General features: G+C 49.7%; 25 protein-coding genes. 2 read left to right on the top strand and 23 right to left on the bottom strand.

Features of this window, described 5'->3' with window-relative positions; all coding sequences use genetic code 11:
- Positions 1 to 10 precede the first annotated feature (10 nt).
- From ACR9FF_RS13405 to chrA, 9 genes are all read right to left on the bottom strand, one after another.
- Positions 11 to 886 carry a carbohydrate ABC transporter permease gene (locus ACR9FF_RS13405; RefSeq protein WP_435171634.1) on the bottom strand — a complete coding sequence of 292 codons (876 nt, stop codon included), beginning with the start codon at positions 884 to 886 and terminating at the stop codon, positions 11 to 13.
- A 20-nt stretch (positions 887 to 906) separates the two neighbouring features.
- Complete coding sequence (locus tag ACR9FF_RS13400; RefSeq protein ID WP_236013272.1) at positions 907 to 1,842, bottom strand: carbohydrate ABC transporter permease; 936 nt, start codon at positions 1,840 to 1,842, stop codon at positions 907 to 909.
- Positions 1,843 to 1,905: 63 nt separating this feature from the next.
- Complete coding sequence (locus ACR9FF_RS13395; RefSeq protein ID WP_248760489.1) at positions 1,906 to 3,279, bottom strand: extracellular solute-binding protein; 1,374 nt, start codon at positions 3,277 to 3,279, stop codon at positions 1,906 to 1,908.
- Positions 3,276 to 4,226 carry an amidohydrolase family protein gene (locus ACR9FF_RS13390; RefSeq protein ID WP_435171631.1) on the bottom strand — a complete coding sequence of 317 codons (951 nt, stop codon included), beginning with the start codon at positions 4,224 to 4,226 and terminating at the stop codon, positions 3,276 to 3,278. Before ACR9FF_RS13390 ends, ACR9FF_RS13395 begins: the two co-directional genes overlap by 4 nt.
- Positions 4,219 to 5,808, bottom strand: a complete 1,590-nt coding sequence (gene argH / locus ACR9FF_RS13385; protein WP_435171629.1) for an argininosuccinate lyase — start codon at positions 5,806 to 5,808, stop codon at positions 4,219 to 4,221. Before argH ends, ACR9FF_RS13390 begins: the two co-directional genes overlap by 8 nt.
- Before the next feature lie 231 nt (positions 5,809 to 6,039).
- Positions 6,040 to 7,161: a phosphotransferase gene (locus ACR9FF_RS13380; protein WP_435171627.1), complete on the bottom strand. Its 1,122-nt coding sequence runs from the start codon at positions 7,159 to 7,161 to the stop codon at positions 6,040 to 6,042.
- 15 nt (positions 7,162 to 7,176) lie between these two features.
- Positions 7,177 to 7,602: a GNAT family N-acetyltransferase gene (locus tag ACR9FF_RS13375; RefSeq protein ID WP_127491142.1), complete on the bottom strand. Its 426-nt coding sequence runs from the start codon at positions 7,600 to 7,602 to the stop codon at positions 7,177 to 7,179.
- 127 nt (positions 7,603 to 7,729) lie between these two features.
- Positions 7,730 to 8,194, bottom strand: coding sequence for a hypothetical protein (locus ACR9FF_RS13370; RefSeq protein WP_435171625.1), 465 nt, complete (start codon positions 8,192 to 8,194; stop codon positions 7,730 to 7,732).
- Positions 8,195 to 8,223: 29 nt separating this feature from the next.
- Positions 8,224 to 9,396 (bottom strand): chromate efflux transporter, encoded by a 1,173-nt coding sequence (chrA, locus tag ACR9FF_RS13365; protein WP_435171623.1) that lies wholly within the window; start codon positions 9,394 to 9,396, stop codon positions 8,224 to 8,226.
- Between the two features lie 115 nt (positions 9,397 to 9,511).
- Here chrA and ACR9FF_RS13360 point away from each other — a divergent pair, with 115 nt between their 5' ends.
- Complete coding sequence (locus ACR9FF_RS13360) at positions 9,512 to 10,129, top strand: NUDIX hydrolase (RefSeq protein WP_435171621.1); 618 nt, start codon at positions 9,512 to 9,514, stop codon at positions 10,127 to 10,129.
- Positions 10,130 to 10,197: 68 nt separating this feature from the next.
- Here the strand turns inward: ACR9FF_RS13360 and fsa are convergent, their stop codons facing one another.
- Genes fsa through zwf form a run of 3 tightly spaced genes read right to left on the bottom strand, consistent with a single transcriptional unit; the run spans position 10,198 to position 14,372 of the window.
- Entirely contained in the window at positions 10,198 to 10,866 is a 669-nt protein-coding gene (fsa, locus tag ACR9FF_RS13355) for a fructose-6-phosphate aldolase (RefSeq protein ID WP_127491148.1), read from the bottom strand.
- Between the two features lie 25 nt (positions 10,867 to 10,891).
- Positions 10,892 to 12,883 carry a transketolase gene (gene tkt / locus ACR9FF_RS13350; RefSeq protein ID WP_435171619.1) on the bottom strand — a complete coding sequence of 664 codons (1,992 nt, stop codon included), beginning with the start codon at positions 12,881 to 12,883 and terminating at the stop codon, positions 10,892 to 10,894.
- Positions 12,861 to 14,372, bottom strand: coding sequence for a glucose-6-phosphate dehydrogenase (zwf, locus tag ACR9FF_RS13345; protein ID WP_435171617.1), 1,512 nt, complete (start codon positions 14,370 to 14,372; stop codon positions 12,861 to 12,863). Before zwf ends, tkt begins: the two co-directional genes overlap by 23 nt.
- A gap of 124 nt (positions 14,373 to 14,496) precedes the next feature.
- Between zwf and ACR9FF_RS13340 the strand changes: the two genes are divergently transcribed.
- Complete coding sequence (locus ACR9FF_RS13340) at positions 14,497 to 15,375, top strand: LysR family transcriptional regulator (RefSeq protein WP_127491154.1); 879 nt, start codon at positions 14,497 to 14,499, stop codon at positions 15,373 to 15,375.
- 61 nt (positions 15,376 to 15,436) lie between these two features.
- Here ACR9FF_RS13340 and ACR9FF_RS13335 read toward each other — a convergent pair.
- The 11 genes from ACR9FF_RS13335 to ACR9FF_RS13285 form a co-directional block, all read right to left on the bottom strand.
- Positions 15,437 to 16,598, bottom strand: a protein-coding gene (locus ACR9FF_RS13335) for an IS3 family transposase (protein ID WP_435171615.1) whose coding sequence is annotated in 2 segments (ribosomal slippage) — positions 15,437 to 16,331 and positions 16,330 to 16,598 — 1,164 coding nt in all. Because the reading frame shifts where the segments join, the coding sequence is not laid out codon by codon here.
- A 118-nt stretch (positions 16,599 to 16,716) separates the two neighbouring features.
- Entirely contained in the window at positions 16,717 to 17,172 is a 456-nt protein-coding gene (locus ACR9FF_RS13330) for a GNAT family N-acetyltransferase (RefSeq protein WP_317980505.1), read from the bottom strand.
- 97 nt (positions 17,173 to 17,269) lie between these two features.
- Positions 17,270 to 19,225 carry an ATP-dependent DNA helicase gene (locus tag ACR9FF_RS13325; RefSeq protein ID WP_435171612.1) on the bottom strand — a complete coding sequence of 652 codons (1,956 nt, stop codon included), beginning with the start codon at positions 19,223 to 19,225 and terminating at the stop codon, positions 17,270 to 17,272.
- Positions 19,226 to 19,304: 79 nt separating this feature from the next.
- Positions 19,305 to 19,529, bottom strand: coding sequence for a cold-inducible protein YdjO-related protein (locus ACR9FF_RS13320; protein WP_085982415.1), 225 nt, complete (start codon positions 19,527 to 19,529; stop codon positions 19,305 to 19,307).
- Between the two features lie 150 nt (positions 19,530 to 19,679).
- Positions 19,680 to 20,213, bottom strand: coding sequence for a YceI family protein (locus ACR9FF_RS13315; protein WP_127491163.1), 534 nt, complete (start codon positions 20,211 to 20,213; stop codon positions 19,680 to 19,682).
- Between the two features lie 107 nt (positions 20,214 to 20,320).
- The gene (locus tag ACR9FF_RS13310; RefSeq protein ID WP_435171610.1) at positions 20,321 to 20,935 is read right to left on the bottom strand and encodes a LysE family translocator; all 615 of its coding nucleotides are present in this window, start codon (positions 20,933 to 20,935) and stop codon (positions 20,321 to 20,323) included.
- Positions 20,936 to 20,956: 21 nt separating this feature from the next.
- Positions 20,957 to 21,430 carry a GNAT family N-acetyltransferase gene (locus tag ACR9FF_RS13305; RefSeq protein ID WP_435171608.1) on the bottom strand — a complete coding sequence of 158 codons (474 nt, stop codon included), beginning with the start codon at positions 21,428 to 21,430 and terminating at the stop codon, positions 20,957 to 20,959.
- Positions 21,431 to 21,492: 62 nt separating this feature from the next.
- Positions 21,493 to 22,224: an ECF transporter S component gene (locus tag ACR9FF_RS13300; RefSeq protein ID WP_435171606.1), complete on the bottom strand. Its 732-nt coding sequence runs from the start codon at positions 22,222 to 22,224 to the stop codon at positions 21,493 to 21,495.
- Positions 22,206 to 23,897: an ABC transporter ATP-binding protein gene (locus tag ACR9FF_RS13295; RefSeq protein ID WP_435171604.1), complete on the bottom strand. Its 1,692-nt coding sequence runs from the start codon at positions 23,895 to 23,897 to the stop codon at positions 22,206 to 22,208. The genes ACR9FF_RS13300 and ACR9FF_RS13295 overlap by 19 nt, the downstream gene beginning before the upstream one ends.
- Positions 23,870 to 24,763: an energy-coupling factor transporter transmembrane component T gene (locus tag ACR9FF_RS13290; RefSeq protein WP_435171602.1), complete on the bottom strand. Its 894-nt coding sequence runs from the start codon at positions 24,761 to 24,763 to the stop codon at positions 23,870 to 23,872. The genes ACR9FF_RS13295 and ACR9FF_RS13290 overlap by 28 nt, the downstream gene beginning before the upstream one ends.
- On the bottom strand, positions 24,760 to 25,743 hold the full coding sequence (locus tag ACR9FF_RS13285; RefSeq protein WP_435171600.1) for a DUF4430 domain-containing protein: 984 nt from the start codon (positions 25,741 to 25,743) through the stop codon (positions 24,760 to 24,762). Before ACR9FF_RS13285 ends, ACR9FF_RS13290 begins: the two co-directional genes overlap by 4 nt.
- Positions 25,744 to 25,777 lie beyond the last annotated feature (34 nt).

Below are 25,777 nucleotides of genomic sequence, written 5' to 3'. Positions count from 1 at the left end.
TGCCCCTCCTTCACTTCATCCCGCTTAAAGCGATGCCTTGAATGATTCTTTTCTGGAAAATCAAGAAAATCGTAATAAATGGAAGCACAGAGACGGTAGCGGCGGTCATGATCAGAATCCAGCCACTGTTGTCTTTAAGCTCGCTAGAGAAATAGACCATTCCTACCGGGAGCGTGTATTTGTTCTCCGTCTGCAGCACGATGAACGGCCAGATAAATTGGTTCCAGCCCGAGATGAAGCTTAGGATCGCCAGCGTCGCTAGTGCTGGCTTCATCAGCGGAAGCGCTATGGAGGAGAACACCCTCCACTCGTTCAATCCGTCGATGCGCGCCGCGTCGAGAAGTTCCGAAGGCAGCGACTCCATAAACTGGCGCATCAGGAAGATCCCAAACGCGGAGATGAGGCCAGGCAGCAGCAATCCGGCGTAAGTATCCGACAAGCCTAGCTTCGACGCGAGCAAGTACCAGGGTATGATGAGCATCTCGGTAGGGACCATCAGCGTGCTGATAATAAAAACGAAAATGACGCTCCTCCCTGGAAAAATGAATTTAGCCAGCACATATCCCACCATCGTATCGAAGACCAGTACCGACACCGTCGATACGACAGCGACGCCCGCCGTGTTCGCGAACCACCGGCCAAAAGGCGCTTTGACGAACAAATCTCCGAAGTTGCTCCAAGTGGCTGGCGACGGGATCAGGCTTAGATCAAATAAGTCTTTGGGCTCCTTGAACGAGGAGGCTGCCATCCACAGGAACGGGAACAGCGTTACGGCAACTCCCGCAAACAGAAGCAGATAACGAAGAAGCAACCAAGCTCCGTTCGCGTAAGAGCGGTTAAACCGCCTGTCAACGGGTGATCGAACTTGTTTCGTGTTCGGATTCATATAGAGTTAGAGTCCTCCTCTCAGTAGTCAAACTTGCGATTTAATATCTTTAACTGTAAAAGCGTAAACGCAAGAATGATGACGAACAGTACGACTGTCGCTGCCGAAGCGCTCCCCATGTCGAAACTCTTGAACGCTAGTTTGTAGATATGATAAACGAGCGTTCGAGTCGAGTTAAGCGGGCCTCCGTCCTGGGTCATGCTGACGATATGCGCGAACGACTGCAGATAGGAGATGCCGGCGATGACGGCCGAGAACAGAATAATGGGATTAAGCAGCGGCACCGTGATATATCGGAACCTGTGCCAGGCGTTAGCTCCGTCTATATGAGCGGCTTCGTGATACATCTTCGGAATGCCTTCCAAGCCGGTCAAGAAGATTAACATCTGGAAGCCGACGCTCTGCCAGATCATAGACAAGGCGATAACATATGGCGCTTGGTCTGGGGATTGGAGGAACGGCTGCGCGGGAAGGCCCAGGCTTAGCAGTTGGCCGTTGATCCATCCGTTCGGCATGAGAAGCCAGCGGAATATCCAGCTAACCGCAACGATGCTCGTGATATACGGGATGAAGTAAACCGTCCGGAAGAAGCCGCGCAGCCGCTTCACGTTCTGCAGCAGCAGCGCTACGAACAGCCCGGCAGCCAGCTGTCCGGGAATGCCCACAACAACATATAAGAACGTATTCTTGAGCGATTTGCGAAACGCCTCATCTTCTAACAGGCTTGAATAATTGGCCCATCCGATGAAGGGCTTCTCCGGAGAGAGAACATCCCACTCGCGGAAGCTGATGTTGAAAGAATACAAGATAGGATACAACCGGGTCAGCAGAAAATAAAGCACCGGTATGCCCAGCATCAGATAGATGAATAGGTAGCGCTGAGCACGATAGTTTAATCGCAGCGACAAAGGCTTACTCCCTTCGGCCGCACGTCGTTGTGTCGTGTTCGTGATCACTCGGTCATCCCTCCTCCTTCATAGGCAAGCAGGCGCCGGATTACCCCCGGCGCCCTTCTCTTCTTACTTCTTGTCAACCTTGGCCCAATAGTCGTCATAGAGCTTCTGCGTCTTGGCGACGAGATCTTTGAACGCCTTCTCGGCGGGTACGTTGTTGAGAAGAACTTCGTTCGCCGCGTCGACGAACAACGTCCTTTCTCCCGTCTCGTCGATGAAAAAGTGTGCCTTGCTGTTGTCGAGCTGTCGGATGAACGGACCAAGCTTCTCATCATTCAGGTATTTGTCCTGCGTGGCGACCTCCTTCTGAGCCGGAAGCTCGCCAACCTTATCCACCCATTGTTCTTGGACTTCTTTGCTCGTCAGAAACTTCAGAAACTTGATCGAGGCGTCAAGCTTCGCGCCTGTGACCCCGGCCGAAATCGCGTTTGCCCAATACGAGGAGGGCGCAGACTTGTTCTTATAGGACGGCAACGGTGCAATTCCGTAATTTAGGTCCGGAGCGTCCGTAGCCAAGGAGCCGAGACGGAATGATCCGTCGATGTTGATAGCGGCGTGCCCCGTCTTGAAGGCTGTAACATCGTCGGTGAAGACGCCGGTCGTTCCGACCTTGTGTTTGACCGCGAAATCGATTAGGTACTGGAACGCCTCCAGACCTGCCGGCGTGTCCGCCCACAGAATCTTGCGACGGTCTTCGCTGAGGTCCTGGCCTCCGGCTTGAGGAAGCAGCCCGTCGCGGTACCAGTGGTGAAGCTGCGCTCCTGGTTCCCAAGCCAATCCTTCGACGACAAATTGCCCGTTGGAATCCTTCTCCGTCAGCTTTAAGCTGTCCTCGACCAGTTCCTCCCACGTAGCCGGGGGCTCTGCGATATTCGCCTTCGCGAACAGATCCTTGTTGTAGAACACGGCAAGCGTGCGAACGGCGGTCGGGATCGCCCAGTAAGAACCGTCGATCTTCGCGGCATCCACGAACGGGTAATACTTGCTCTCAATTTCCGCCGCCGGGAAGTCGGATTCGGGCAGCGGCTGCAGGAAGCCGGAGGAGACATACTTCGGCAGCCAGCCATAGTATAGATTGATGACGTCAGGTCCTTTGCCCGCCGGAACGAGCGTCGCGACCTTCTCGTTATATTGATCGTACGGGAAGTTCGTTTGCTTGACGGTAATGCCCGGGTTCTGCTCTTCGAATTGTTTGATCAACTCGTCGATGAGCGCGACTTTGGACGGGTATTCATACTGCCAATATTCGATTGTCACCTTCTCCTGCGAATCGCCGGAGGCAGTAGTCGTTTCGGTTGGAGAAGCCGAGGCCACAGACGGAGAGGATGAAGATGAGGATGATCCGGCATTATCGGAGTTATTCCCTCCGCAGGCGGTCAGAAGCAAGGAAACGGCTGCGAGCAGGGATAACGGCTTGGCGATGTTATGGATACGGTTCATGAACGGGTCAACTCCTTGGTATCGTTTAGGGGGACGGACGGCTCCAATCGAAGCAGCTTTCTCGCATTGTTGCCGAAAATTGCTTCGATCTCGGGATCGGAGAAGCGAAGGTCGCGCGCAACGCGGGTTTGATCCTGCAGATAGCGGTAATTGTAACCTCTTGGGAAACCCATCGAGTCGGAGCCGTAGATAATACGCTCCGGTCCGATTAACTCATAGGTCTTTCGGAACAACGTCTCGAGCGTCAACTCGTATGGCATCCAACGGATCCATTGATTCGAACCGGAAGTGTCGACGTAGACGTTCGGACAGCTCCAGCACAGATGGAGCAGCTCCTGAAAGTAGCCGCAGCCGAAGTGTGGAATGATAAACGGAATGTCGGGATACCGGCGGGCGACATTGAAAATGGCGAGCGGACTGATGTTCGGATGAGAAACGATCCCACCCGCGTGTCCGAGAAGGCCGAAGTGAATAAGGATAGGCAAACCGCGATCGGCGAGCAGCTTCCACACCGGTATTAGCGAATCGTCATCGAACGAGATCGGCGTGAGCGGACCGAATAGCTTGTAGCCTCGAAGACCAAGCTTATCTACGGCGCGTTTCAGTTCTACAGCGGCATCGGGACGCTCAATCGGGTGAGAAGCGAATCCAGTGAAGAGATCCGGATAAACGGCGATCTGTTGCGCAAGTTCTTCGTTCGTCCAAGCAGTCAGAAAGTTAAGTCCCCCGATCCCGTAGCGGTCGAGTTCATCCTTCCATCGCTCGACGAGCGGGCGGCTCGCGCTTTCGGGATCGGCTTCCTCTGTCCTTAGGTCCCAGGTCAGTCGCATCCGTTCGGAACGCTCGCTGCCATACCGGGTAATTCGGTCATGCTTCTCGAATGATTTCGGGTAGTTGTAAGGCAAGTGCCCGTGAATATCGAATACTTGAAATCCGGTTCTAAACACCGTTCCTTCCTCCTTTAGCCGATAGATCAGCGACATTCCCCAGGGGATGATACGGGCGGCAGTGCCGCTCGGTCAGCATCTGATCCAGTATCTTGAGCTTCGAGTCGATGAAGTCTCTTGTCCGTTCAGCCCACTCTTCCGCTTGTTTGCGTGCGGAAGTTTGTACCGCAAGCGCTCTCCTCAGTTCTCCGGGACTCGGTCCACCGGGAACCGAACGAATCCGGACGAAATGCTCCGGATCGAGAGCCTGCCGCAGATCTTCAGAAGTCAATGACATCGGCCTTCCGGTGATGCTCCTGGCGGCTTCGTCAAGTCCAGCTACCGTAAGCTCCTTCACGGATAGGCCGGCGGAAACCGCCGTATGTACGAATTCAGCTACGATGGCATGCGCCGTGCGGAACCCCAGTCCTTCCTTGCGTACCAGCGTATCAGCGAGCTCGGTAACTGTCGCATAACTCATCTCCGCTCTTTGACGCAAAACTCCCCTATCGACTTCAAGCGTCTCGATGATACGAGCCAGAAGCCGGTAAGCCGAGTCTAACGTACGCAAACTTCGCCAGGCGTAAGGCTGAAGATCGTCCTCGGTATCTACGATGTCTCCGAACGGCGTGTTATGAATCATGCTCAGTACAGTGTTCGCATCTCCGACGCAGCTCGACAGCAGCGACCGAAGATGCTCAACCGACACCGGATTTCGCTTCTGCGGCATGATCGAGCTAATCTGGACATAAGGCGCGGCCACCCTGATGGCTGCAAATTCTTGAGTTCCCCAGAGCAGAAGCTCCTGAACAAAGCGTCCAAGGTTCACGGCGGCTATTGACACGGATGAAGCGATCTCGAGGACGTAATCCGTCCCGCTGACCGCATCGTACGCATTCGCGATCGTCTCGTCGAAGCCAAGAAGCTCTGCGGTCCGCTCCCGGCTGATCGCAAAGCCTGTCGTCGTGAGCGCGGCAGCGCCCAAGCTGCTTCGGTTGCAGTTGGCATAGGCAGCCCGCAAACGACGGACATCCCGGGATAACGAATCCGATACCGCTGCGATATAATGCCCGACGGTTGTCGGCTGCGCTTGCTGCGTATGCGTATAGCCGATCATTAACGTCTCTGCATGTTCCTCCGCGAAATCAATGAGCCGCTCCTGCAGCTCAAGCCCGGAGGCGATGAGGGTCAGCAGCTTAGCCCTTAGGACAATGCGATAGATCGCGATTCCCATGTCATTGCGGCTGCGGGCGAGATGCAAATGACCTGTCGTCTCTCCGCCTAAATGCTCGAGTTCATGTTCCACTTCGAAGAATAAATCCTCAAACTCGCCGGTATAATGGCCGTTCTCCAGTTTCTTCAGATCGAGATTCTGTAGTGCCTGGGCAATGACCGCAGCGTCCTCTTCGGCGACGAGCCCCTGCTCTTCGAGCATAATGAGGTGCGCCTTGCTGACCGCGATCATCGGTCCTAACAATTCCTTCTTGGCCTGTTCGTACGCTGGTTCGAGAACGACCTCCGCGTAAGTTCTGCCAGGGAAGGTATCTCCCTCCTCCCGTTGTCTTTGTCGCGCATCCGGCATTAGCTTCACTCCAATCTGCATGATCCTGTCTTCCAAACAAAAAAGAGACCTTCTTCCCGCAAGGGATGAGGTCTCCAGTTATCTGGTAGAGTATAAATCCGACAATTCCAATTGTCATTATTTAATTTATCACATCGTAGCACTGAGTCTCTCAAGGTGTCAATCGCTAGCCTTATCAAAAATTCCTATTATAGAATATGGAATATTTATATGACGTTCTACCCGGCGTCGATTTGCGCTGAGGGGATCCACTTAGCAAAATATTAATCTGCCGCGTATTCCTTCTGCCTCCATGGCGGTTTCCATCTGCAGTTCCGTAATGCTCATCAGTTTTTTGCTCTCTGGCGAGTCAGGATTCTCTACCAGCTTCTTAAGCATCTTCGGAACCTCCCAAACTGAGCGTAAAGAAAATGCAGCAAGATAGCCAAAACGGACCAGCTCTTCATCCCCCTGCCATCCTGCTTTTCTTAGCCCGCTTATATAAGAAGAAATAAATAAATCTCGATACTCCTTAAACCGATCAACCGGTACCTGGCCACGACTCAGGCCTAAACCCAAGAACCGTCCTAGATCTTCACCAGCCCCTGAAATACTTGCGAATTGCCAATCTATCAAAGTTAGTTTTCCTTCCCGCTGGCGTGCATCATGAAGCAGGATGTTCTGTTCATAAAAATCCTGATGGGAAAATGTTTTCGGAATCTGCTCGAGTGCAGCCAGCCAATCCTTGATCCATGGTTCAAATTGATGATATTGGTCCAATATGGAAGCCACTCTTTTATCCGAGAGCAAAATCTCTCTGGTATCCGGATCAGGCTCATAGCGGTATTTTTCGCATTCATGCAACCACGAACGCATCCAATGCCGATTCAACCATTCGAATTCCGGAAGCAGCTTTCCAAGCAGATACTCGGCTTGAATCTCGCCAAGCTTTTCCGTTACATAGCCATAATCCTCCCGCTTCCATGGTCGCACTTCCTGTCCTACATCTTCCATCCACAGCCAAATGTATCCGTTATCTTTATTGTCAATGGCATAACACTTGGGGGTTAATAGATTCGATGGGACATGCTCAAGTAAATTTGAACCATATACTAAGCTTTCTCGCCGCCAATAGTTATAATGTGCAGGGTCATTCCGTTTTGGATCAGGAATAACGATTTTTAGAATAAAGGACCATGAGCGGCGTTCACCACCATTGTTTTTGCTTGTTCCCGTTATGCGATAAACTCCGTCCGTTACGAAGTTTTTGTTTTCCTGACCAATCGATTTGCAGGTCCATTCTGTAATAACGCCAAACTCAAATCCGATACAGGCCTTAGACAGTTGAAGAAGCCGTTCCTTATCCAATTCTCCAGCTATATTTTGCACACTCATTCGAATTCTCCTATCCTATACAATCGTTTTCTTAAAGTAATAATGATTGCTACCGATAGGCGCTTCTTCAAAAACGGCAACCTGAACATAACCATGCCGGAGATAAAATAAAGGAGCTTGAAAACTGAACGTGTTTAGCTTAATAAACGTGCAGCTCTTCTCTCTAGCAATCTGCTCGATCTGATTCAACAGTTGCGCCCCGTATCCCTTGCCTCTCTGATTATCGTCAATCCACAGGATTTCGACTTCAATCCAATTCCAGCAAAGGGTGGACAACATCCCTCCAACAATGCTGCCGTTCTCGTCCTTCAACGTTAAGTTGATCTCTTCATAGCGCGAACTTAAATATTCCGGAACGTGTTTTGCGTTAAACTCGATTAGTTTGTTTCTAATGTAGGTGCTTTCTTCTTCATTTCCAAAAGAAATTGTAGTATCGAACATGGACGTTCCCCCTCATCCCATAAGTCATCCAATCAGAATGTACGTTCGTCAAAGGTTAGGCAATATCCTTTTTATGTTAAAGAAAAAAATAACCCCACTCAACTTTTTGAATGGGGTTACACACTAATTAAAGCAATAATTTCTTAATTTCCGTCTCATACTCTTCCTGCTTGAAAATAAACGGCGGAATCTTCTCGAGCCAATTCACCCGGTTCCCAATGTATTCATAGGATTCAATTCGTTCATCACTCTCACTTTGATCATAACCAATCCGATTCCATTTCACGAAACGGCCCTGTTTTTCAACCTCAGCAACTAGCAATGTACACCATAAATCGCAATCATCGGGACACATGAGCACGAGAAGCAGCACAACCGGATCTGATGAATGATAGCGGCTCAGAACAAATGCCTTTTCAGCAGGCATACTCATCCAATCCGGAATTGTCGGAACCAGCCCGATTAAATTCTTATCAGGATATTGTTCATTTAATAAGTAGTCCAACGAAGCACCATCCACAACGAAGCAATAGTGTTCATCGACACAGTATTTACTTTTCATCTTTTTAACTTCAAATTTATTAATATTCATTGTACTCCACTCCAAACCAACCAGCTCTATCAAATATACCCCAGCAGCCATCCTCCCGCCAGCCCTACAAGGACAACCAGCCAAGGCGGCAGCTTCCAGTAGACAAGCATTCCGAACAGCAATAAGGCAAGCACAAAATCCTGCGGCTCCTGCACGGCCGTAATCCATAACGGATTGTAGAGCGCTGCAAGCAAGATACCTACTACGGCCGCATTAATGCCTACCAGTGCGCCTTGCACCTTCGCATTGTGCCGAAGGATACTCCAGAACGGCAGTGCTCCTGCCATAAGCAGAAAAGCAGGCAGGAAAATCGCTACCGTTGCCACTAACGCTCCCTTTACGCCGCTTATCATCGCACCGAGGTATGCCGCTATTGTAAACAGCGGTCCGGGAACCGCTTGCGCTGCACCGTATCCGGCCAGGAAATCTGCTTTGCTCATCCAACCCGTCGGTACCACTTCCCGCTCCAGCAACGGCAGTACCACATGACCGCCGCCAAAGACGAGCGAACCCGAGCGATAGAAGCTCTCGAACAAGGAGAGCAATCCCTCTCCGCCAACGAGCTGCCTTATAATGGGCAAACCTATGAGCATACCTAGAAAAAGCCCCAGGCAGAGCATTCCTGCCCTTCTGCCGATGGGCACCGATACTGTAGCGCTAGCTTCCGTTCCTTGGGCTTGTCTATACAATAGATAACCGATTCCTCCGGCCGCCAGGAGGATAAGAATCTGGCTTATGGCAGTCTGCCATAATAAAGTGATAGCCGCAGCCAAAATAGCCAGAGTTGCCCGGTTTCGATCCGGAGCAAGCTTTTGCCCCATGCTTAATACCGCTTGGGCAACGATTGCAACCGCTACAATTTTGAGTCCGTGAATCCAGCCGGAATTTCCGATATCGAAACCTTGCATAAGCAAAGCAAACAAGATAAGAAGGATAACCGAAGGCATCGTAAACCCGATCCACGCAGCTACTCCTCCAGGCCATCCTGCCCGCAAGATGCCTATCCCAATCCCAACCTGGCTGCTCGCAGGACCGGGAAGGAACTGAGCTAAGGCAACAAGATCGGCATAACTGCGCTCATCCATCCAGCGCCGGCGCTTTACGTATTCATTGTGAAAATATCCAAGATGCGCGGTAGGACCGCCAAATGAAGTGCATCCAAGCTTAAAAGAAACGACCAATACTTCTAATAAAGGCTTCAAGTCGATTGTTCCTCTCCAGGTTTTTCACTTATTATATAAGTATAATGGCAAGCCGTTAATCTCATTTACAATTTTTTAACGTAAAAACTATAAATAGAAAGTGGGTTTTCCCGAAATGGAACCAAAATGGTTAGAGTGGGCTAAACAAATGCAAGCTATAGCGCAAACCGGTTTAACATACGCAAAAGACGTTTATGATATTGAGCGTTATGAAGCATTGCGTCAGATGAGCATTGAAATATTGGCCGAATATACGTCCGTCAGCCATGAGCAAATCGCCCTTGCTTTCGCAAGCGATAATGGGTATACCACGCCAAAAACCGATATCCGTGCGGTCGTGTTCCGGGATAACAAAATCCTATTAGTCAAGGAAAAAATAGACGGCGGTTGGTCTATGCCCGGCGGCTGGAGCGACATTGGTTATTCCCCTAAGGAAATCGCCGTAAAAGAAACGCAGGAGGAAGCCGGTTTCGATACCGCTGCCATTCGACTGCTCGCCGTACTCGACAAGAAATTTCATAACCATCCGCCAAGTCCCTATCATGTCTATAAAATGTTTATTCTTTGCGAGATCATTGGCGGCGCAGCCGCGGCAGGCGTGGAAACCAGCGATGTCGGTTTCTTCGGCATTGACGAGCTGCCTGAGCTCTCTATCGAACGGAATACGCTTGAACAGGTCCAACTAATGTTCGATTATCTCCACAACCCGAATAAAGAAGTTATCGTCGATTAACCGTTTCTCTACCCATGAAATGAAAAACACGCCGATCCCCGGGATCGGCGTGTTTCCTTTTGTATGGATTACTGTTGAGTCGTTTTTTTCCAGTCTGCCGCAAATTTGTCCATGCCTTGATCCGTCAACGGATGCTTCGAGATTTGCTCGATTACCGAGAACGGAACCGTTGCAATGTGTGCGCCAGCCATCGCTACGCGGGTTACGTGGTCAGGGTGACGGACAGATGCCGCGATAATTTGCGCATCCAGGTTATGAACGCGGAACAGTTCAGCAACTTTTGCAACCAGTTGAACGCCATCTTCGGAGATATCGTCCAGGCGGCCAAGGAAAGGCGATACGTAAGTCGCGCCTGCGCGTGCGGCAAGAAGCGCTTGGTTAACAGTGAAGATCAAGGTTACGTTTGTTTTAACCCCTTTTTTCGTCAGGTAACGGCAAGCTTCAAGACCAGCCAAAGTCATAGGCAGCTTGATTGTAATATTTTTATCGTAGTTGTTAATTTTGATGAGTTCGTCAGCTTGCGCAATCATCTCTTCCGCTGTCAGGGCATCCGGCGTTACTTCGGCAGATACCGATTCAACTTCAGGCACTTCGCGCAAAATTTCAGCAATACGGTCTTCGAACTTAACACCTTCTTTGGCAACTAGCGACGGGTTTGTCGTTACGCCGGACAATACGCCAATTTTGTAGGCTTTCTTAATATCTTCCAAGTTTGCTGTATCGATGAATAATTTCATTATTAACAACCTCCGAATAATATTATTAGTTAAATTCTTTAGCTAATTTTACTACGTTTTTCGTGCTGAATCCAAAGTATTCCATAACAGCAGTTCCAGGGCCGGAAGCGCCAAACGTATCGATGGACATTATTTTGCCCTCTTTGCCGGCATAACGGTCCCAGCCAAGCGAGATGCCTGCTTCAATCGTAATCCGTTTCGTTACCGCATCGGGAAGTACGCTTTGCTTGTACGCTTCGGACTGGCGATCGAATAGCTCACGGCTAGGCATAGCCACAACGCGAACCGAAATATTCTCTTTCTCGAGCTCTTTCTTCGCGTCAACGGCAAGGGATACCTCGGAGCCTGTACCAATCAGGATGACATCAGGCTGACTGTTTGTCTCCGTCAGGACGTAGGCGCCTTTTGCCACGTCTTCCACATTAGCTTTTGTTTCTTCGTAGATCGGCAGGTTCTGTCTGCTCAGGATCAGGGCTACCGGACCATCCTGCTGCTGCAACGCGTAAGCCCATGCGCTAGCCGTCTCGTTCGCATCGGAAGGACGGATAACCGTCAGACCAGGGATCGTGCGGAGTGCCGCTAGCTGCTCGACAGGCTCATGAGTTGGACCATCTTCCCCAACCGCGATGGAGTCATGCGTGAACACGTAAGTGACAGGCAGCTTCTGCAGCGCGGCAAGGCGAATGGACGGACGCAGATAATCGCTGAAGACAAAGAACGTACTAACGAAAGGCTTTACGCCGCCATGAAGCGCCATACCGTTGCCTGCCGCACCCATTGCATGCTCGCGTACGCCGAAGTAAACGTTGCGTCCAGCGTAGGAGTCAACCGCAAACTTGCCTTCACCACGGATATCCGTCATCGTCGAATGGGACAGGTCGGCGCTGCCGCCAAAGATCGAAGGAACGATTTTCACAAAATGATTAATCGCTTCGCCGCTCGCCACGCGAGTCGAGATGGATTTCGAGGTGTCGAAAGTCAGAATGTCAGCCGCATCGAGCTTAAAGGTGCCATTCAGTACTTGACCAAACTCGCTGCCTTGCTCCGGATATTGAGCCGTGTACGAAGCAACCAGCTCGTTCCAAGCCGCTTCTTTCGCAGCACCTTGCCCTTTCAATTCGGCAAAATGAGCTTTTACTTCCTCCGGTACCGTAAACTCCTCTTCATACTTCCAGCCGTAAACCGCTTTTGTAGCCACCGCTTCTTCCTTGCCAAGCGGATTGCCGTGTACTTTATTAGTACCCGCAGCTTTACTGCCGTAACCAATGATCGTACGAACCTCGATGATTGTTGGTTGGGAATCGTTTTGCTTCGCTTTCTCAAGCGCTTCGGAAATAGCGGCAAGATCATTTCCATCCTCTACGCGCAAGTATTCCCAACCAGCAGATTCCGCTCTCTTGCGAACATTTTCCCCAAATGACAGATTAAGCTCACCGTCGAGGGAAATATCATTCGAATCGTACAGTACGACTAGTTTGCCCAGCTTCATGTGTCCTGCCATCGACATTGCCTCATAGGAAATACCTTCCATCAAGCAGCCGTCTCCAACAAGAGCATACGTATAATGATCAACAACCGGGAAGCCTTCCTGATTGTATTTCGCAGCCAGATGCGCTTCGGCCATCGCCATGCCAACCGCGTTCGCGATCCCTTGACCAAGAGGCCCCGTTGTCGCGTCAACGCCGTCCGTATGACCAAATTCAGGATGTCCAGGCGTCTTGCTGTTCAGCTTGCGGAATTGCTTCAAATCCTCGATGGAAACTTGGTATCCCGTCAAATGCAAAAGACTGTACAGCAAGGCGGAGCCATGACCAGCCGATAAAACAAAGCGGTCGCGATTGAACCATTTGGCATTCTCAGGGTTATGGGACAAATGCTTGCCCCACAGCGCGTATGCCATTGGAGCCGCCCCCATCGGCAGCCCCGGATGACCGGAATTCGCGGCGTTGATTGCATCGATCGACAAAGTACGGATCGTATCGATGGATAATTGATCAATGTCCAGTTTGGTAAGCATACTCTTCATCCTTCCGTTTCGTTTCTGTATTTTCCTTCGAATCAAACCACCAATGGAAGCCGTCTTCGGCTAGCAAAGCATCAGCTTCCGCCGGTCCATTGGAGCCCGCTTCATAAGATGCGAGCGGAACCAGATTCTCCTGGAATGCATCCAGAATCGGCTGCACCCAAGCCCAGGCAAGCTCCACCTCATCCCAATGCGCGAAGAAGGTCGGATTTCCGACAAGCGCATCGAAGATCAGGTTCTCGTAAGCCTCGGGAATATCCTTGCTGCTCTCATGCAGCTGGATCTGAACCGGCTTCAATTCGCCGTTCTCCTTCGTATTGAGCTGAAGCATAATACCTTCGTTAGGGTTGATCTCAATCAGAAGAAGATTAGGCGCTCCGCCAAGCGCAACCGTTGATGCTTGATGCAATGCTTCCTTGAACTCCACCACAATGCGGGTTGATTTCTCGCTTAGCCTTTTACCGGTCCGGATATAGAACGGTACTCCGCGCCAGAAGTAATCATCCACTTGCAGCTTCGCCGCAATGTAAGTGTCGTTCATGGAGCCGGCGCCAATGCCGGGCTCGGAGCGGTAGCCTTTTACCGGATTGCCTCCGATCGAACCGGAAGTATATTGTCCGCGAATGACATTCGCGCTTACCTCCGATTTCGACAAAGGAATCAGGGCTTCCATAACCTGTTTCTTGTGCTTCCTTACATCCCCCGGCGAGCTGTTATGCGGCAGATGAATCGCGAGCATCATCAGCATTTGAAGCATATGGTTCTGGAACATGTCTCTAACGGCGCCTACATGATCGTAATACCCCGCGCGTTCTTCGACACCAACCGTTTCGCTTGCCGTGATTTGTACATTTGCTATATATCGGTTGCTCCACAGAGCTTGGATGATCGGGTTAGCGGATTCCAGAACTTCAAGGTTCTGAACCATTGGTTTGCCCAGATAGTGATCAATTCGGAAAATTTCTTCTTCGGCAAAAGATTTGCCGAGCTGCTCGTTCAGATCGCGGGCCGATTGCAGATCATGGCCGAACGGCTTTTCGATGACCAGGCGTTTCCAGCCTGCAGCCGAGCCAAGACCGCTCTCCGCAATATTCGAAGCGATGGTCGTGAAGTACTCCGGACCTACCGATAAATAGAACATCCGGTTGGGCGGAAGCTGAAGCGCACGTTCACGCTCCTCGATAATGCCAAGCAATTTCTTATAATCATCCGTACGGCCGATATCGAGCACCGTATAGCGGAATTTGCGAATGAAGGATTGCATTAAAGCCTGATCTTGAATCTCGCGTCTTGAGAACTGGCGGAGAGACTGTTCGATATTCGATTGGAAGAACTCGTCGCTCCAATCCCGTCTCCCTAGACCAATAAGGGAAAAAGCCTCCGGAAGCTTTCCGTCAACGAATAAATTGTATAGGGCAGGATATATTTTTCTTTTGGCTAAATCGCCGGTAGCACCAAATAAAACAAACGTTACTGGTTCCATGGTTGCTCTCCCTCCAACAGAACTTTTGAAAAGCTTCTGTTTTATTTTTCTGTAATTCCACTATAATACGATTAGGAGCCATACAAGTAATTAATATATTTTACAGGAGCTATCGACCACGTCTATGACTAATAACTATGAACTATACAAAGTGTTTTATTGGGCTGCCAAAACGGGCAGTTTGACCCAGGCTGCAAAAGTACTCTACCTTACTCAGCCAAGCGTTAGCCATGCGATCAAGCAACTCGAGGAAAGCTTTGGTCTGACGCTGTTTTTCCGCAATTCCAAGGGAGTTGCCCTAACCCAGGAAGGCACGATTTTGTACTCCTATATCGAGCAGTCCCAGATCTTGATCAACATGGCCGAAGAGAAAATGATTGCGCTTAAAAATTTGGACAACGGCGAGCTGCGAATTGGCGGCAGTGATTCCTTGTTTAAACATTATCTGCTCCCTTACCTGGAGGATTTCATCAAGAAATATCCCGGCATCAAGCTGCATTTGAACCACGGCACGACGCCGGAAGTGATTACTTTTCTGAAAGAGGGCAAAATAGATCTTGGAGTTGTCCGCATGCCCATCGTGGATCCCCAGCTTGAAGTCAAGGAAAGCTTTCAGCTTCAGGACTGCTTTGTGGCCGGGGCGGTTTATAACGATCTGAAAAACAGGGTCTTGTCCCTAAACACCCTGCTTCAGTATCCCATCATTCTATTCTCCCGCAACAGCCGGGCTCGTATGACGATCACGGAGATTTTCCAGAGCTACGGTTACACGATCAAGCCGGAAATTGAGGTCGGCAGCGTCGATCTACTGATCGAGTTCGCGCGCAGAGGTCTCGGGATCTCTTATGTTACCCGCGAGTTTGTCGCGAAAGAGCTTGCGGAAGGCTCCTTGTTCGAGATCCAGCTCGACATTCCGCTTCCTCCATCCCACATCGGAATGATGAACATGCGGAATATGCCGCTGTCCAGCGCAGCCAAGCGGTTTATCGAACAGATAAAATAATAAGAAAGAGCCAAGAACGTGGTCATAACCCCGTCAAGTAGACATCTATAAAAAGACAACTCTATGCTGCGACCGTTTCACGGTATTCCACCGGGGAACGGTCGTTTAGCTTCTTCTGGAAGCGTTCGTTGTTGTAGAACGAAACGTATTCTTCGACCGCTTGTTCCAATTCAGACATCGTTTGCGGACGAACAAGATAAATCTTTTCCGTTTTAAGATGTGAAAAGAACGACTCGATGCAGGCATTATCATAGCAGTTTCCACGTCTAGAGTGGCTGCCAATGACCCCGAGCTTCTCAAGTTTGCGGTTATATGCGTTAGAGGTGTACTGGAATCCTTGATCGGAGTGCAGGAGAACACCGGTGAGATCTGCTCTCTCGCTTAGGGCGTCGACTGTTTTGGTAACAAGTGCAAGGTCGTTTCGTTCGGCCAACTGCCAGGCAACAATCTCATTGTTGTAGAGATCCAGAATAGCTGAAAGGTATGCAAATTGCTCTCCTACCCGGATATAGGTAATGTCCGTAACGAGTTTAAGCAGTGGCGCCTCTGCAGAAAACAGGCGTTCCAACCGATTGGGATAAACAACAGATACCTGCTTTCCGAAGAAGCGCCGCTTCTTTCGGATCACCGAGCGGATGTCCAGTTTCTTCATGAGCCGATAAACACGTTTATGGTTCACATGCAGTCCTTCGCGTTTCAAGGCGACTTTCATGCGTAAGTAACCAAAGTAAGGGTGTAGTCGGTGGATCGCCATGATATGCCTCTCTAGAAGTCGCTCTTCCTGTATACGAGCGGTTGGATCGGATACCCTTTTCCGCCACTTGTAATAGCCTGCTCGTGATACCTCGGCAAATTTCAGAAGCCAACGCAACGGATACTTTTGCCGCATTCCCTCAATGATCTCAAAACGAATGGCTTTGCTAGTCACTCCCCGTGTAGATTTGGATACCGCTTTTTAAGTACTCAATCTCCGCTCTTAGGTAAGCCATTTCTTCCTCTACGCTGCTAAACTTAGTCTTCGGTTTACCCTTTCGCGTAGCTTCTTGTACGAAGGGCTGTCCTGCCCGATGTCGTTTGACCCATACCTCAACCTGCGTTTTGTTTTGTATTCCCAGACGCTTCGCGACCTCACGGTACGCCAAGTTGTCCTCCGTAACCAGCCTCACTGCTTCTAGTTTTAAATCTTCAGGATAACTTTTGTTCGTACGACCTGTTTTCCCCATGAAAAATCCCCTCCGGCAAACAACTAGTAAGTTCATCTTAACAGATGTCTTTTTCTTGTTGTCTACCGTGAGGGGATAATACCAACGATGGTTCTTGGCTCTTTGTATCCGCCTTTTATTAACTCAGCTTTTTCCCCATACATACGCTTTCTTCGCTGCCGACATAAGGCCCATAGTTGGCAACCTGGACATAGCCTAATTTCTTGTACAACGAAATCGCTTCCGGCTGTCCCGTCCCCGTCTCGAGGAGCGCATCCCGCTTCCCTTCCTCGGATGCCCATAGCTCCAGCTCTTTCACGATTCGCTGAGCGATTCCTCTACCCCTTGCTTCCTCCTTGACAAACATGCGCTTGATCTCAATGGTATGCTCGTCTCCGGCTTCCCTGTAACAGCCGCAGCCAACCGGTACGTCATTCAGGTAAGCCACGACGGCATTTGCATCCAGCTTGACTTGATTATGCTCATCAAAAAACTGCTGCGTGTCCGGGTATCGACTCCAAAGATCCTTATCGAGCAACTTAATCAACTCGCGGAAATCAGCATGGTCAGCAGCGACTCTTATGAATTGAATCATTGTCATTTTCCTCTCCTAACTAAAACTTATAAATTCTATTGTAATATACAAAAACCAAGAAAAGCACCAGGCTCTTCTTGGCTTCAACCATTTCATTTTAAGCTAAATGCTCAATCTTAACACCGTCAGGCAATACATGCATCACCTGTTTGCGGACAGACTCATCATTCAGCTCCCGGCCGAAAATAACAATCGTCCCCCGGTCATCGCGGGCGCGGATTAGGCGGCCAATGCCCTGCCTTAGCCGCAGGAGCATGTACGGCATGTCTACATCAGCAAACGGATTCGCGGAATCGCTGCGCCTCGCTTCAAAGACCGGATCATTAGGAGGGAACGGCAGCGACCACAGGATCACCTGCGACAAGGATGGGCCCGGTATGTCCAGTCCTTCCCACAAAGTGACCGCGCAGAGCACGCTTGTCTCGTCATTCTGGAATTCGGCAATGAGATGGCTGATTTCAGCCGAACCCTCGAATAAGAACCGGTAGCTGTCCGTAAGGCCAATGTTATCCGCTTCCTTACGGAAAAGTTCCAGCTCCTCCGTGGAAGGGAACAGGAATAACGTACGTCCGCCTTTTTGCTCCAAGAGCTTCACGGCAGCTTTCATCTTATCCGTCCAGCTCAGCTCGGTCTCCGATCCGCCAGGCATATGCACCTGCATCTGTTCCTCATATTCGTATGGGGAAGGTACCGAGAAGGATAACGCCTGCTCAATCCCCAAGCTTTCTTTGATATAATCAAATGCTCCTCCGACGGACAAGGTTGCCGAAGAGAAGACGATAGGCATTTTCTTCGAGAACACCTGCTCCTTAAGCACTTCCTTGACCCATCTTGGCATGATTACTAGAGTAAGACCGTCCTTATCCTCCGAAGCCCAACTGATCGGCTTCTCTTCGCGCTTGAACAGAGACAAGGCAAATTGAATCATTTCGATATGCTCTTCCACAATTTTGAGCTGGTAATCATCGATCGTAAACAAGCCGCTTTCGAACACAAGCTCTTCCTCAATGGAAGCTAGCATGTCCTGCAGACGGTTCACCTCGCGGACCAGCTCCGGGCTCCAGAGCACTTCCTTCCGGCTGGAAGCCGGTACAGCCTTGCTGTTGCGAGCGATAAGCGCGAATAAATGATCGCTTTGGACAATCGCATCCTCCACCGCGAGCGCGAGCGTTTCCCGAATCTCATCCTGAAGAAGTCGCGTAATAATGCTCTCGAATACCGCATGGTTCAGCTTGTACGTTAACGCCTTCTGAGCCGCGGTCTCGAGAAGATGTCCTTCGTCAAAGACGACCGAGCTATGCTCGGGCAGGAGCGGAAGCTGACCTTCGCGCTTGCGTGCCTCGTAAGTCCATACATGTTCCATGTAGAAGTCATGCGAGCATATGATCAGATCGGCAGCTTTCCGGTAGTGATCGCGGGATAAGGTCTGACCGCAGCGATGTCTCCGGTTGCAAACCAGACAATCCTGGAAAACATCCCAGCCCAGCTTGGACCATTGTCCGTCGTTTAGTGACGGGTAGTCTTTGCGGTTGCCGTAGGGATGAAAGCTTTGCATCGTCTCCGGCTTATGGACAAATGGAGGCAACTCTCGGAAAATCTCATCGAAAACCTCCGCGTCCTCATCAAAAGCCGCTCTCGCATCGTCGAGTTTATTCAAACAAATATATTGATCGGGCGATTTCCCGAGTCGGGCATCAATCGTAAACTCCAGGTATTGGGCCAGCTTGGCGATATCCCCTTCCGGCTTTACTAGCTGCTCGATCAGGGATTCGTCGGCGCATGCGATGATAGCCGGCTTTCTGGTGTAACGGGCGTAGCTAATGGCATAGAGCAGATAAGCAAGGGTTTTCCCCGTACCGACTCCCGCTTCCGCAAATATCGTCTGCTTCTCGGCATAAGCCCTTTCAAGCTGAAAGGCCATATAGATCTGCTCATCGCGAACCTCAAAGCCCGCTTCCGGCAGCTGTTCATAAAAGACATCCGCAATCCAGTCGCTTGCCTGCTGAATGAATGGCAGCTTGGGATCAAACTCAAATGGATAATGATTGCTCACTTATATTCCTTCCTCCACAAAGCACAAACGGCTGCGTTCCCTAACGCAGCCGTTTGGCTATTCCCCCGTAAATTAAGTACTAAAAGTCAAATTCCGACTTTGGCTTGCGCGGCTTCGGCTTTGCTTTCTTCTGAAGAGCCGGCAAGTGCTTCATGCTTCGTCCCATCGGTCCCTTGCACATTGGACACAATTGTTCTTCGGCAGCCATTTCATCCCGAATCCATGCTTTGCAATCTGGATTTTTGCATTTCAAAATTTTGGTCGGTATTAGTTTTGGTTTCGTGATGTCTTCGCTTGTAGCCACTTTTTTTGCATCCTTTCCTTAACGCGTAAAAACAAACTTCGATTAATATATCACTTCCATAGCTCCTAAGTCAAAGGGGCTAGGCTGTTTTTTCAAAAGAAAAAATTCACCCCTGGATGGGGTGAATTATTCATCAATATTCAGGCAAATTTACGCTTGTTTTCCTACTTCAATTTCAATGGAAATCTTCACTTCGTCGCCAATCAATACGCCGCCTGTTTCCAGTGCCGCATTATAGGTCAATCCGTAATCGCTGCGCTTAATGGAGCCTTTGCCGCTGAAGCCGGCCTTCTCGTTCCCCCACGGATCTTTGCCTGCCCCTTCAAAGGTAACGGAGAAGGTTTCCGAACGAGTGACGCCATGAAGGCTGACATCACCTGTCACTTCATATTCATCATCATCGGTCTTCACGATGTTGGTAGATTTAAACGTCAATTCAGGGAACTGGGCAATATCGAAAAAGTCGCCGGTACGCAAATGATTGTCACGATCCGCGTTGCGTGTATCAATGCTGCTCAGATCAACCGCGAAGCTGATAGCCGCCGTCGTCAGATCTGCAGGATCGGCATCGATCTCTGCCTCAAATTTGTGGAAGGTGCCTTTAACCTTTGCGATCATCATGTGCTTAATGGTGAAATCTACGCTGCTGTGCGTGAAGTCTACTGCCCATTTCGAATTTGCCATGAATGTTCCCTCCGAGTCATCATTATTAACTTACTAATTTTTATTAAATTAATAAAATATGCCTAATAACGATGTTATCGGAAAAATAACCCATTGTCAATGCTTTCCTATCCTTCCAAGCGAATTGCCGACACCAAGGACCATACTCCGAATACAAGCAATACAATGCCGGATAGAACGTTAATCCATCGCATAGCCTTCGCGTTCAGAGCCGTCCGGATTATTCCTACCAGACCGGCGAGCAGAAGCCACCACAAGACGGAACCAAGGAAGATTCCTAACACTAGCAGGAGCGAGTCCCCTGTTGTTGCTTGCGCGGAATGCTGGATGCCCGCAAAGATAGCTGCAAACGATAAGATCGTCATCGGGTTGGTTAAAGTCAGAAGGAATGTTGTCAAATAAGCTCTCACCAGTCCGTTATTTAATTGAAGCTCTTTCCCGCTGTTCGGTAAGGCCCGGACCGATTGATAACCTAAGTAACATAGAAACAATCCCCCAATTAATTGGATCCACATGCGCTGGTCAACCAGTACATTCGTTAATGCCGTAAATCCAACGGCCGCAATGAGCCCGTATACGGCATCCGCGGAAGCCGCTCCTAGCCCGGACAAAACGCCATACCAACGGCCCTGGTTGATCGTTCTTTTCATGCATAACACGCCAATCGGCCCAACCGGTGCTGCAATTGACAATCCTACAAGGACCCCGCTCCACATACTCATGATGACTGTTCCTCTCTTGTTTTACAGGGTTATCTTCATTAGAATTCCTGCAATCTCAATGTCTTCCTCATTCTTTAACACTTTTAAGTCGTATGGTTTAAACCCGAATTGATTATACATAAGCAGAGCTTTTGTGTTCGTGCTATGGCAGATCAAATTCAATTCCCGTAGTCCAAGCTCCTCTTTAGCCCGATTCAGCATCGTTTGGATTAAGAACCTGGCCGCCCCAATACGGCGGAATTGCGAGCTGATGATCACATTGCCGAGCCATCCGCTGTTGCCTTCATCTATATCGTATAAATTGGAGTACCCGGCCGGCTCGCCGTTATATTCAATTACCGTTGGCACTCTTCTGGTTAACGACACCTCGTATAGCTGTTCCGGATCGATCGGAAACGTTCCTTTCGGAAACATATAAAAGGCTTCCGAGGCATTGGCAGGAAAAGCGGCAATTCTCTTAAAATCTTCTTGCGTGCTGTCGCGAAACGTAAGCAAGACAATACCCCCTTTAATAATCCCAAAGCATTCCTATTATAGCATTGTTTTTTTCTAATTCATTACTCATATAAGCCATACTTCACCTTTATCCTCTCCAGCTTTTCCAGCATCGGCTTAGCAAGTATAAATAGAAAAATGACGGTTGCCGCAGCATGGATGATATCAAACCAGAATCCTGAGGCATAGGTTGCGATCAAAGCTTCTCTAGAAATAGAAGGCGTAAACATCAGCATCGAGCCGATATTAATGATTCCTCCGTATACGACGAAAGTCGCTAGTCCGCCAAATAAACATAACGTAAGCTTATCCGTCCTAAGCCAGCCCTTCCTGAACAGGAGGCCCGCAATGAAACCAATGATGCCGAAGCAAAACATCTGCCAGGGGGTCCAAGGCCCTTGCCCGAAGAAGAAGTTCGAGACAAAGCCCGAAGCCGCCCCGACGAGAAACCCTGCTTCCGGACCAAGGCTCACGCCTGCAATAATGACAATAGCGACGACCGGCTTAAATTGAGGGAGCATAAAAAAAGCTGCTCTGCCCGCTACGGAAATGGCAGCTAATACGGCAATAATGATTAGCTCCCGGGCTTGCGGCTTCCTCCGTTCGAACACCATAACAAACGGAAGCATCGTATAGAGAATAATCAGCAGACTTATAAAATAATATTTTCGGTCATCCAGGGCAAATACTCCAAGCAAAATGGTTGCCGGGATCACAATAACGATAAGAATTGCGGCTATTAGCGTTCGCCTGCCGAACCGGCTTCGTGCTTTTTCTATCCCTTGTTCCTGCATAGCTCAATCACATCCTCTGCCGTTACCGCATTTCGCCAGACATGACGCGCCATCCGGTTCGCGGCTGTCGTATAGAAGCTGTTCCCTGCGAAGAAGTTCTTCGCCGGCCCGCTTGATGTGATGCCGCCATCAAAGAACATGGCGCATACATCCGCATATTTGGCGCAAAATTCGATATCATGGGAGACCATCATAATCGTAACACCGGCTGCATTCAGCTGCTTCAAATAGGAAGCAAGCTTAGCCTTGAAAAAACTGTCGAGCCCTTTCGTAGGCTCATCCAATAGAAGGATCCGGGGCTCAAGCAGCAATACCTTCGCTAATGCCGCTCTTTGCTGCTCCCCTCCGCTGAGATCATACGGATGTTTGGCTAGGAACGGTTGCAGCTCAAGAAACTCGCATACCGACTGAACTTTGCTTGCCTTCTCCTCCTTCGTCATTGCGGAATCGGACAGCATTTCGAATAAATCCTGCTCAACCGTCTTCTTCACGAACAGATGCTGCGGATTTTGCGGAAGGTAAGCCAGATTGTTCCGATACAGCTCTGCAGCCTTCATCGATGTTACATTTTCCCCTCCGATATAGACCTTGCCGCGATAGGGCTGATAGAGCCCTCCGGCCAGAGATAGAGCGGTCGTCTTCCCCGTTCCGTTACCGCCAACTAAACAATAGAATTGTCCTTCCTTCACTTCAAAAGACAAGTCTTTAATAATATCAGGGCCATTTTTCTCGTATTTGAACCATACTTCCTTGAATCGGATGGCTGAGTGTTTGGCTGCTGATGAAGAAGCAGGAACAACAGATCCCCCAGTAATTGGTGCTGTTTCGCGGATGAGCGGTTTTCCCTTGATGTAGCTGTCTAACCACAGACGGCCTTCCTTTACAGTAACCGGATAAGAAGAGTCGTTTGCTACTCCGGCATAAATCTGCGCAGGCGACGGCATAGCTGTAAACATCGGATGATTCTTCTGCCACAAGGCCTCCCCTACTTTACGGGGATGCTCATCTACAATAATCCCGCCGTCATCCATGACAATGAACCGATCCGATACCGGAAGCACTTCTTCGAGCCGATGCTCGGTCATTATAATGGTCGTACCAAGCTCCTGGTTGATTTTACGCAAGGTTTCGATAAAATCGGCTGCGGCAATCGGATCAAGCTGTGAAGTTGGTTCGTCTAGAAGCAGCACCGACGGATGCATGGCCATAATGGAGGCAAGATTAAGCAGCTGCTTCTGACCGCCTGACAGCTCCGAAACCGGCTTATGAAACCAGGTCTGGATTCCGAAAAAGCTGGCCATCTCCGCTACGCGAAGCCGAATAGTCTGTTGATCAAAGCCCAAGCTCTCGAGTCCAAAAGCCAGCTCATGCCATACTTTATCGGTAACAACGCCATTATCGGGATTTTGTTGGACAAAGCCGATTTCGGAAGCTTGCGAACGCTGGTCCAGTTCTTGAATGGGCTCACCGCGGAAAGCGATACTGCCGTCCCGCTTCCCATGAGGAGTCAGGACTGGCTTGAGTTGACGCAGCAAAGTGCTTTTTCCGCTGCCGGATTTCCCGCCAATCGTGACAAACTCGCCGCTTTGAACCGTTAAATGTATAGCATGCAAAGCCTCCCTTTCCTGCAGCGGAAACGTAAAGCTTACATTTTGGATGTTATAGATCTCCACTTGATTGCCTCCATCGTATGTTGAATAACCGGCAGCATACACAAGCTCAAATAAGCCGCATAGATCAGAAAGCTAAACGGTGTAATAGCCGCTGCTTTAATAGAAGGAAAAAACCTCATCGAATTTAACCCGTTCGCTTCGCCAATCAAGATCATGACGATCAGGCTGAGCATAACGGCCATAAATCCTTTATCCCGGTTATCAAACCTATAAAGGGAATAGCTGGTACGGCCAGGCAGCCCGTATCCTCTCGATTTCATCGAATCAGCCGTCTCAATTGCATTTTCCAGCGCCCAGGTTGTCATAATTGATAAGAGCTTCAGTCCGTTCCTGGCTCTCTGAATGATGTTCCCTTGCGATACGTCTTTGCCGATACCTCTCTGTGCATAAGAAATCCGCTTGATCTGTTCCTTATATCTAGGCACAAATCTTAACACCATTGATAAGATGAGGGACATGGCCGGAATCAGCTTGCCGAATAAGTAAATAAATTTATCCGATGTCATAACCGCGTTGTAGCAGGAGAACCAGATTAAGATGGTCACAAACATACAAGCGGATGAAATCCCGTACAGGATGGATTCGAGCGTAACCGGGTTACCGCTTTTTAAATAAAAAAGGATCGTAACGCCCGCATGGTTAAAAGCCGGGTTTATAAATGCAGTAAAAAGCAGCAACGGAAGCATAAAAACCAGCTGGAACCGCACCGCTCCCTTGCCTCTCAGCAGAATGGAATAAACAGAGGCGCTAACCAACGCGATGCCTTGCATAACGGGATGCATGAAGAACATGCCAAAAAGCAATACAGCCGTAAAATAAATAAAATTTATTAATGGATGATAACCGGCAAATCCGCTCCGGTTCATGACTTAACCCCTGCTCCCGCGGAATAGCCGCCGACATCGCGCCCAAGATCGCAAGTGTATACCCACTCCACAACATCGCCGTCTTTCAAGGCGTACCTACTCGCTCCATAGTTAGGAAACCAGCCGTTCACTTTATACATCCAACCGCTAAGCTCCCCGCAGTCGAATTCGTAAATATTATGGATACCTTCGACATAGTTGCTGTTATAAATCGGAGTCATCTCAAACTCCATATGAATCTTGTTCTTCTTCATTTCCCGGAGAAGGACGTCAAAGACCGACTCGCCTTCATAAAAGGTAACTTTCTGCTTCGGATAAATAACGCCGTCCTTCGGTAAAACTTCAAGTTTATCTTTGTTAAAGCTGTCCAGATTGTTTAATATCGTTGCGGCGGACACCGACAGCGTAACGGTGAGCGGCTTCTTCTTGTCGATCTTTGCATCCTGCCACTCAACCGGCTTTGGCTTCCCCGATGGAACCGGATCCGTCTGATATTTATCCTTCGTCTCTTCAGGCGAAGCAGCCGGAGGTTTTGTTGCCGGAGTCGCTTCTGCCCCCTTCTCAGACCCCTTCCCGTTGCCGGCGGGTTTAGCCGATTCCGAAGGAGTTGGCGAAGGTTTAGGTTCACCTGCCGGCTTAACGGTCTCCGCCGCAGGACCGCTGCCCGAATTCGAAGCAGGCGGCTTTTCAGTCGATGGAGACTGCTCTAGTCCCGTAGCTGCCGGCTCCTCGGAAGAGGTTGCGTTTGCCGAAGGGTTATCGGGTTCCGCTTGCTTTAACGGATCTTCTTCCGGTCCAGCTTGCGTTTGGTTTGCGGCGTTACTAGGCAATGGTGTTGATGCAAACTCTTCCGCAGCTGCCGGCGAGGTCGCAGCCGCGCTCTCCGAGGTTGGGTTCTTTGCGTAATTCCCTCCCCAGAAGTAGGCAATCGCCAATACACCGATGATGAGCAGCGCGGACAACCATTTTTTCTTGTTCACTCTAATTCCCACCTCTTTATGAAGAAATAACGAA

The sequence above is a fragment of the Paenibacillus glycanilyticus genome, assembly GCF_051200795.1.
GTDB classification, from domain to species: domain Bacteria; phylum Bacillota; class Bacilli; order Paenibacillales; family Paenibacillaceae; genus Pristimantibacillus; species Pristimantibacillus glycanilyticus.
The sequence above is the reverse complement of the archived record's forward strand: the minus strand, read 5'-3'. Positions and strand labels throughout refer to the sequence as shown.

What these genes read in the sequence shown, in the direction of transcription:
- ACR9FF_RS13340 (WP_127491154.1), top strand. Translation starts at nt 14,497, where the DNA reads ATGACTAATAACTATGAACTATACAAAGTGTTTTATTGGGCTGCCAAA.
- fsa (WP_127491148.1), bottom strand. Translation starts at nt 10,866, where the DNA reads ATGAAATTATTCATCGATACAGCAAACTTGGAAGATATTAAGAAAGCC.
- ACR9FF_RS13290 (WP_435171602.1), bottom strand. Translation starts at nt 24,763, where the DNA reads ATGAACCGGAGCGGATTTGCCGGTTATCATCCATTAATAAATTTTATT.
- ACR9FF_RS13360 (WP_435171621.1), top strand. Translation starts at nt 9,512, where the DNA reads ATGGAACCAAAATGGTTAGAGTGGGCTAAACAAATGCAAGCTATAGCG.
- ACR9FF_RS13380 (WP_435171627.1), bottom strand. Translation starts at nt 7,161, where the DNA reads ATGAGTGTGCAAAATATAGCTGGAGAATTGGATAAGGAACGGCTTCTT.
- ACR9FF_RS13405 (WP_435171634.1), bottom strand. Translation starts at nt 886, where the DNA reads ATGAATCCGAACACGAAACAAGTTCGATCACCCGTTGACAGGCGGTTT.
- ACR9FF_RS13375 (WP_127491142.1), bottom strand. Translation starts at nt 7,602, where the DNA reads ATGTTCGATACTACAATTTCTTTTGGAAATGAAGAAGAAAGCACCTAC.
- ACR9FF_RS13315 (WP_127491163.1), bottom strand. Translation starts at nt 20,213, where the DNA reads ATGGCAAATTCGAAATGGGCAGTAGACTTCACGCACAGCAGCGTAGAT.
- ACR9FF_RS13370 (WP_435171625.1), bottom strand. Translation starts at nt 8,194, where the DNA reads ATGAATATTAATAAATTTGAAGTTAAAAAGATGAAAAGTAAATACTGT.
- ACR9FF_RS13310 (WP_435171610.1), bottom strand. Translation starts at nt 20,935, where the DNA reads ATGAGTATGTGGAGCGGGGTCCTTGTAGGATTGTCAATTGCAGCACCG.
- argH (WP_435171629.1), bottom strand. Translation starts at nt 5,808, where the DNA reads ATGCAGATTGGAGTGAAGCTAATGCCGGATGCGCGACAAAGACAACGG.
- ACR9FF_RS13395 (WP_248760489.1), bottom strand. Translation starts at nt 3,279, where the DNA reads ATGAACCGTATCCATAACATCGCCAAGCCGTTATCCCTGCTCGCAGCC.
- tkt (WP_435171619.1), bottom strand. Translation starts at nt 12,883, where the DNA reads ATGCTTACCAAACTGGACATTGATCAATTATCCATCGATACGATCCGT.
- ACR9FF_RS13330 (WP_317980505.1), bottom strand. Translation starts at nt 17,172, where the DNA reads ATGATTCAATTCATAAGAGTCGCTGCTGACCATGCTGATTTCCGCGAG.
- zwf (WP_435171617.1), bottom strand. Translation starts at nt 14,372, where the DNA reads ATGGAACCAGTAACGTTTGTTTTATTTGGTGCTACCGGCGATTTAGCC.
- ACR9FF_RS13300 (WP_435171606.1), bottom strand. Translation starts at nt 22,224, where the DNA reads ATGCAGGAACAAGGGATAGAAAAAGCACGAAGCCGGTTCGGCAGGCGA.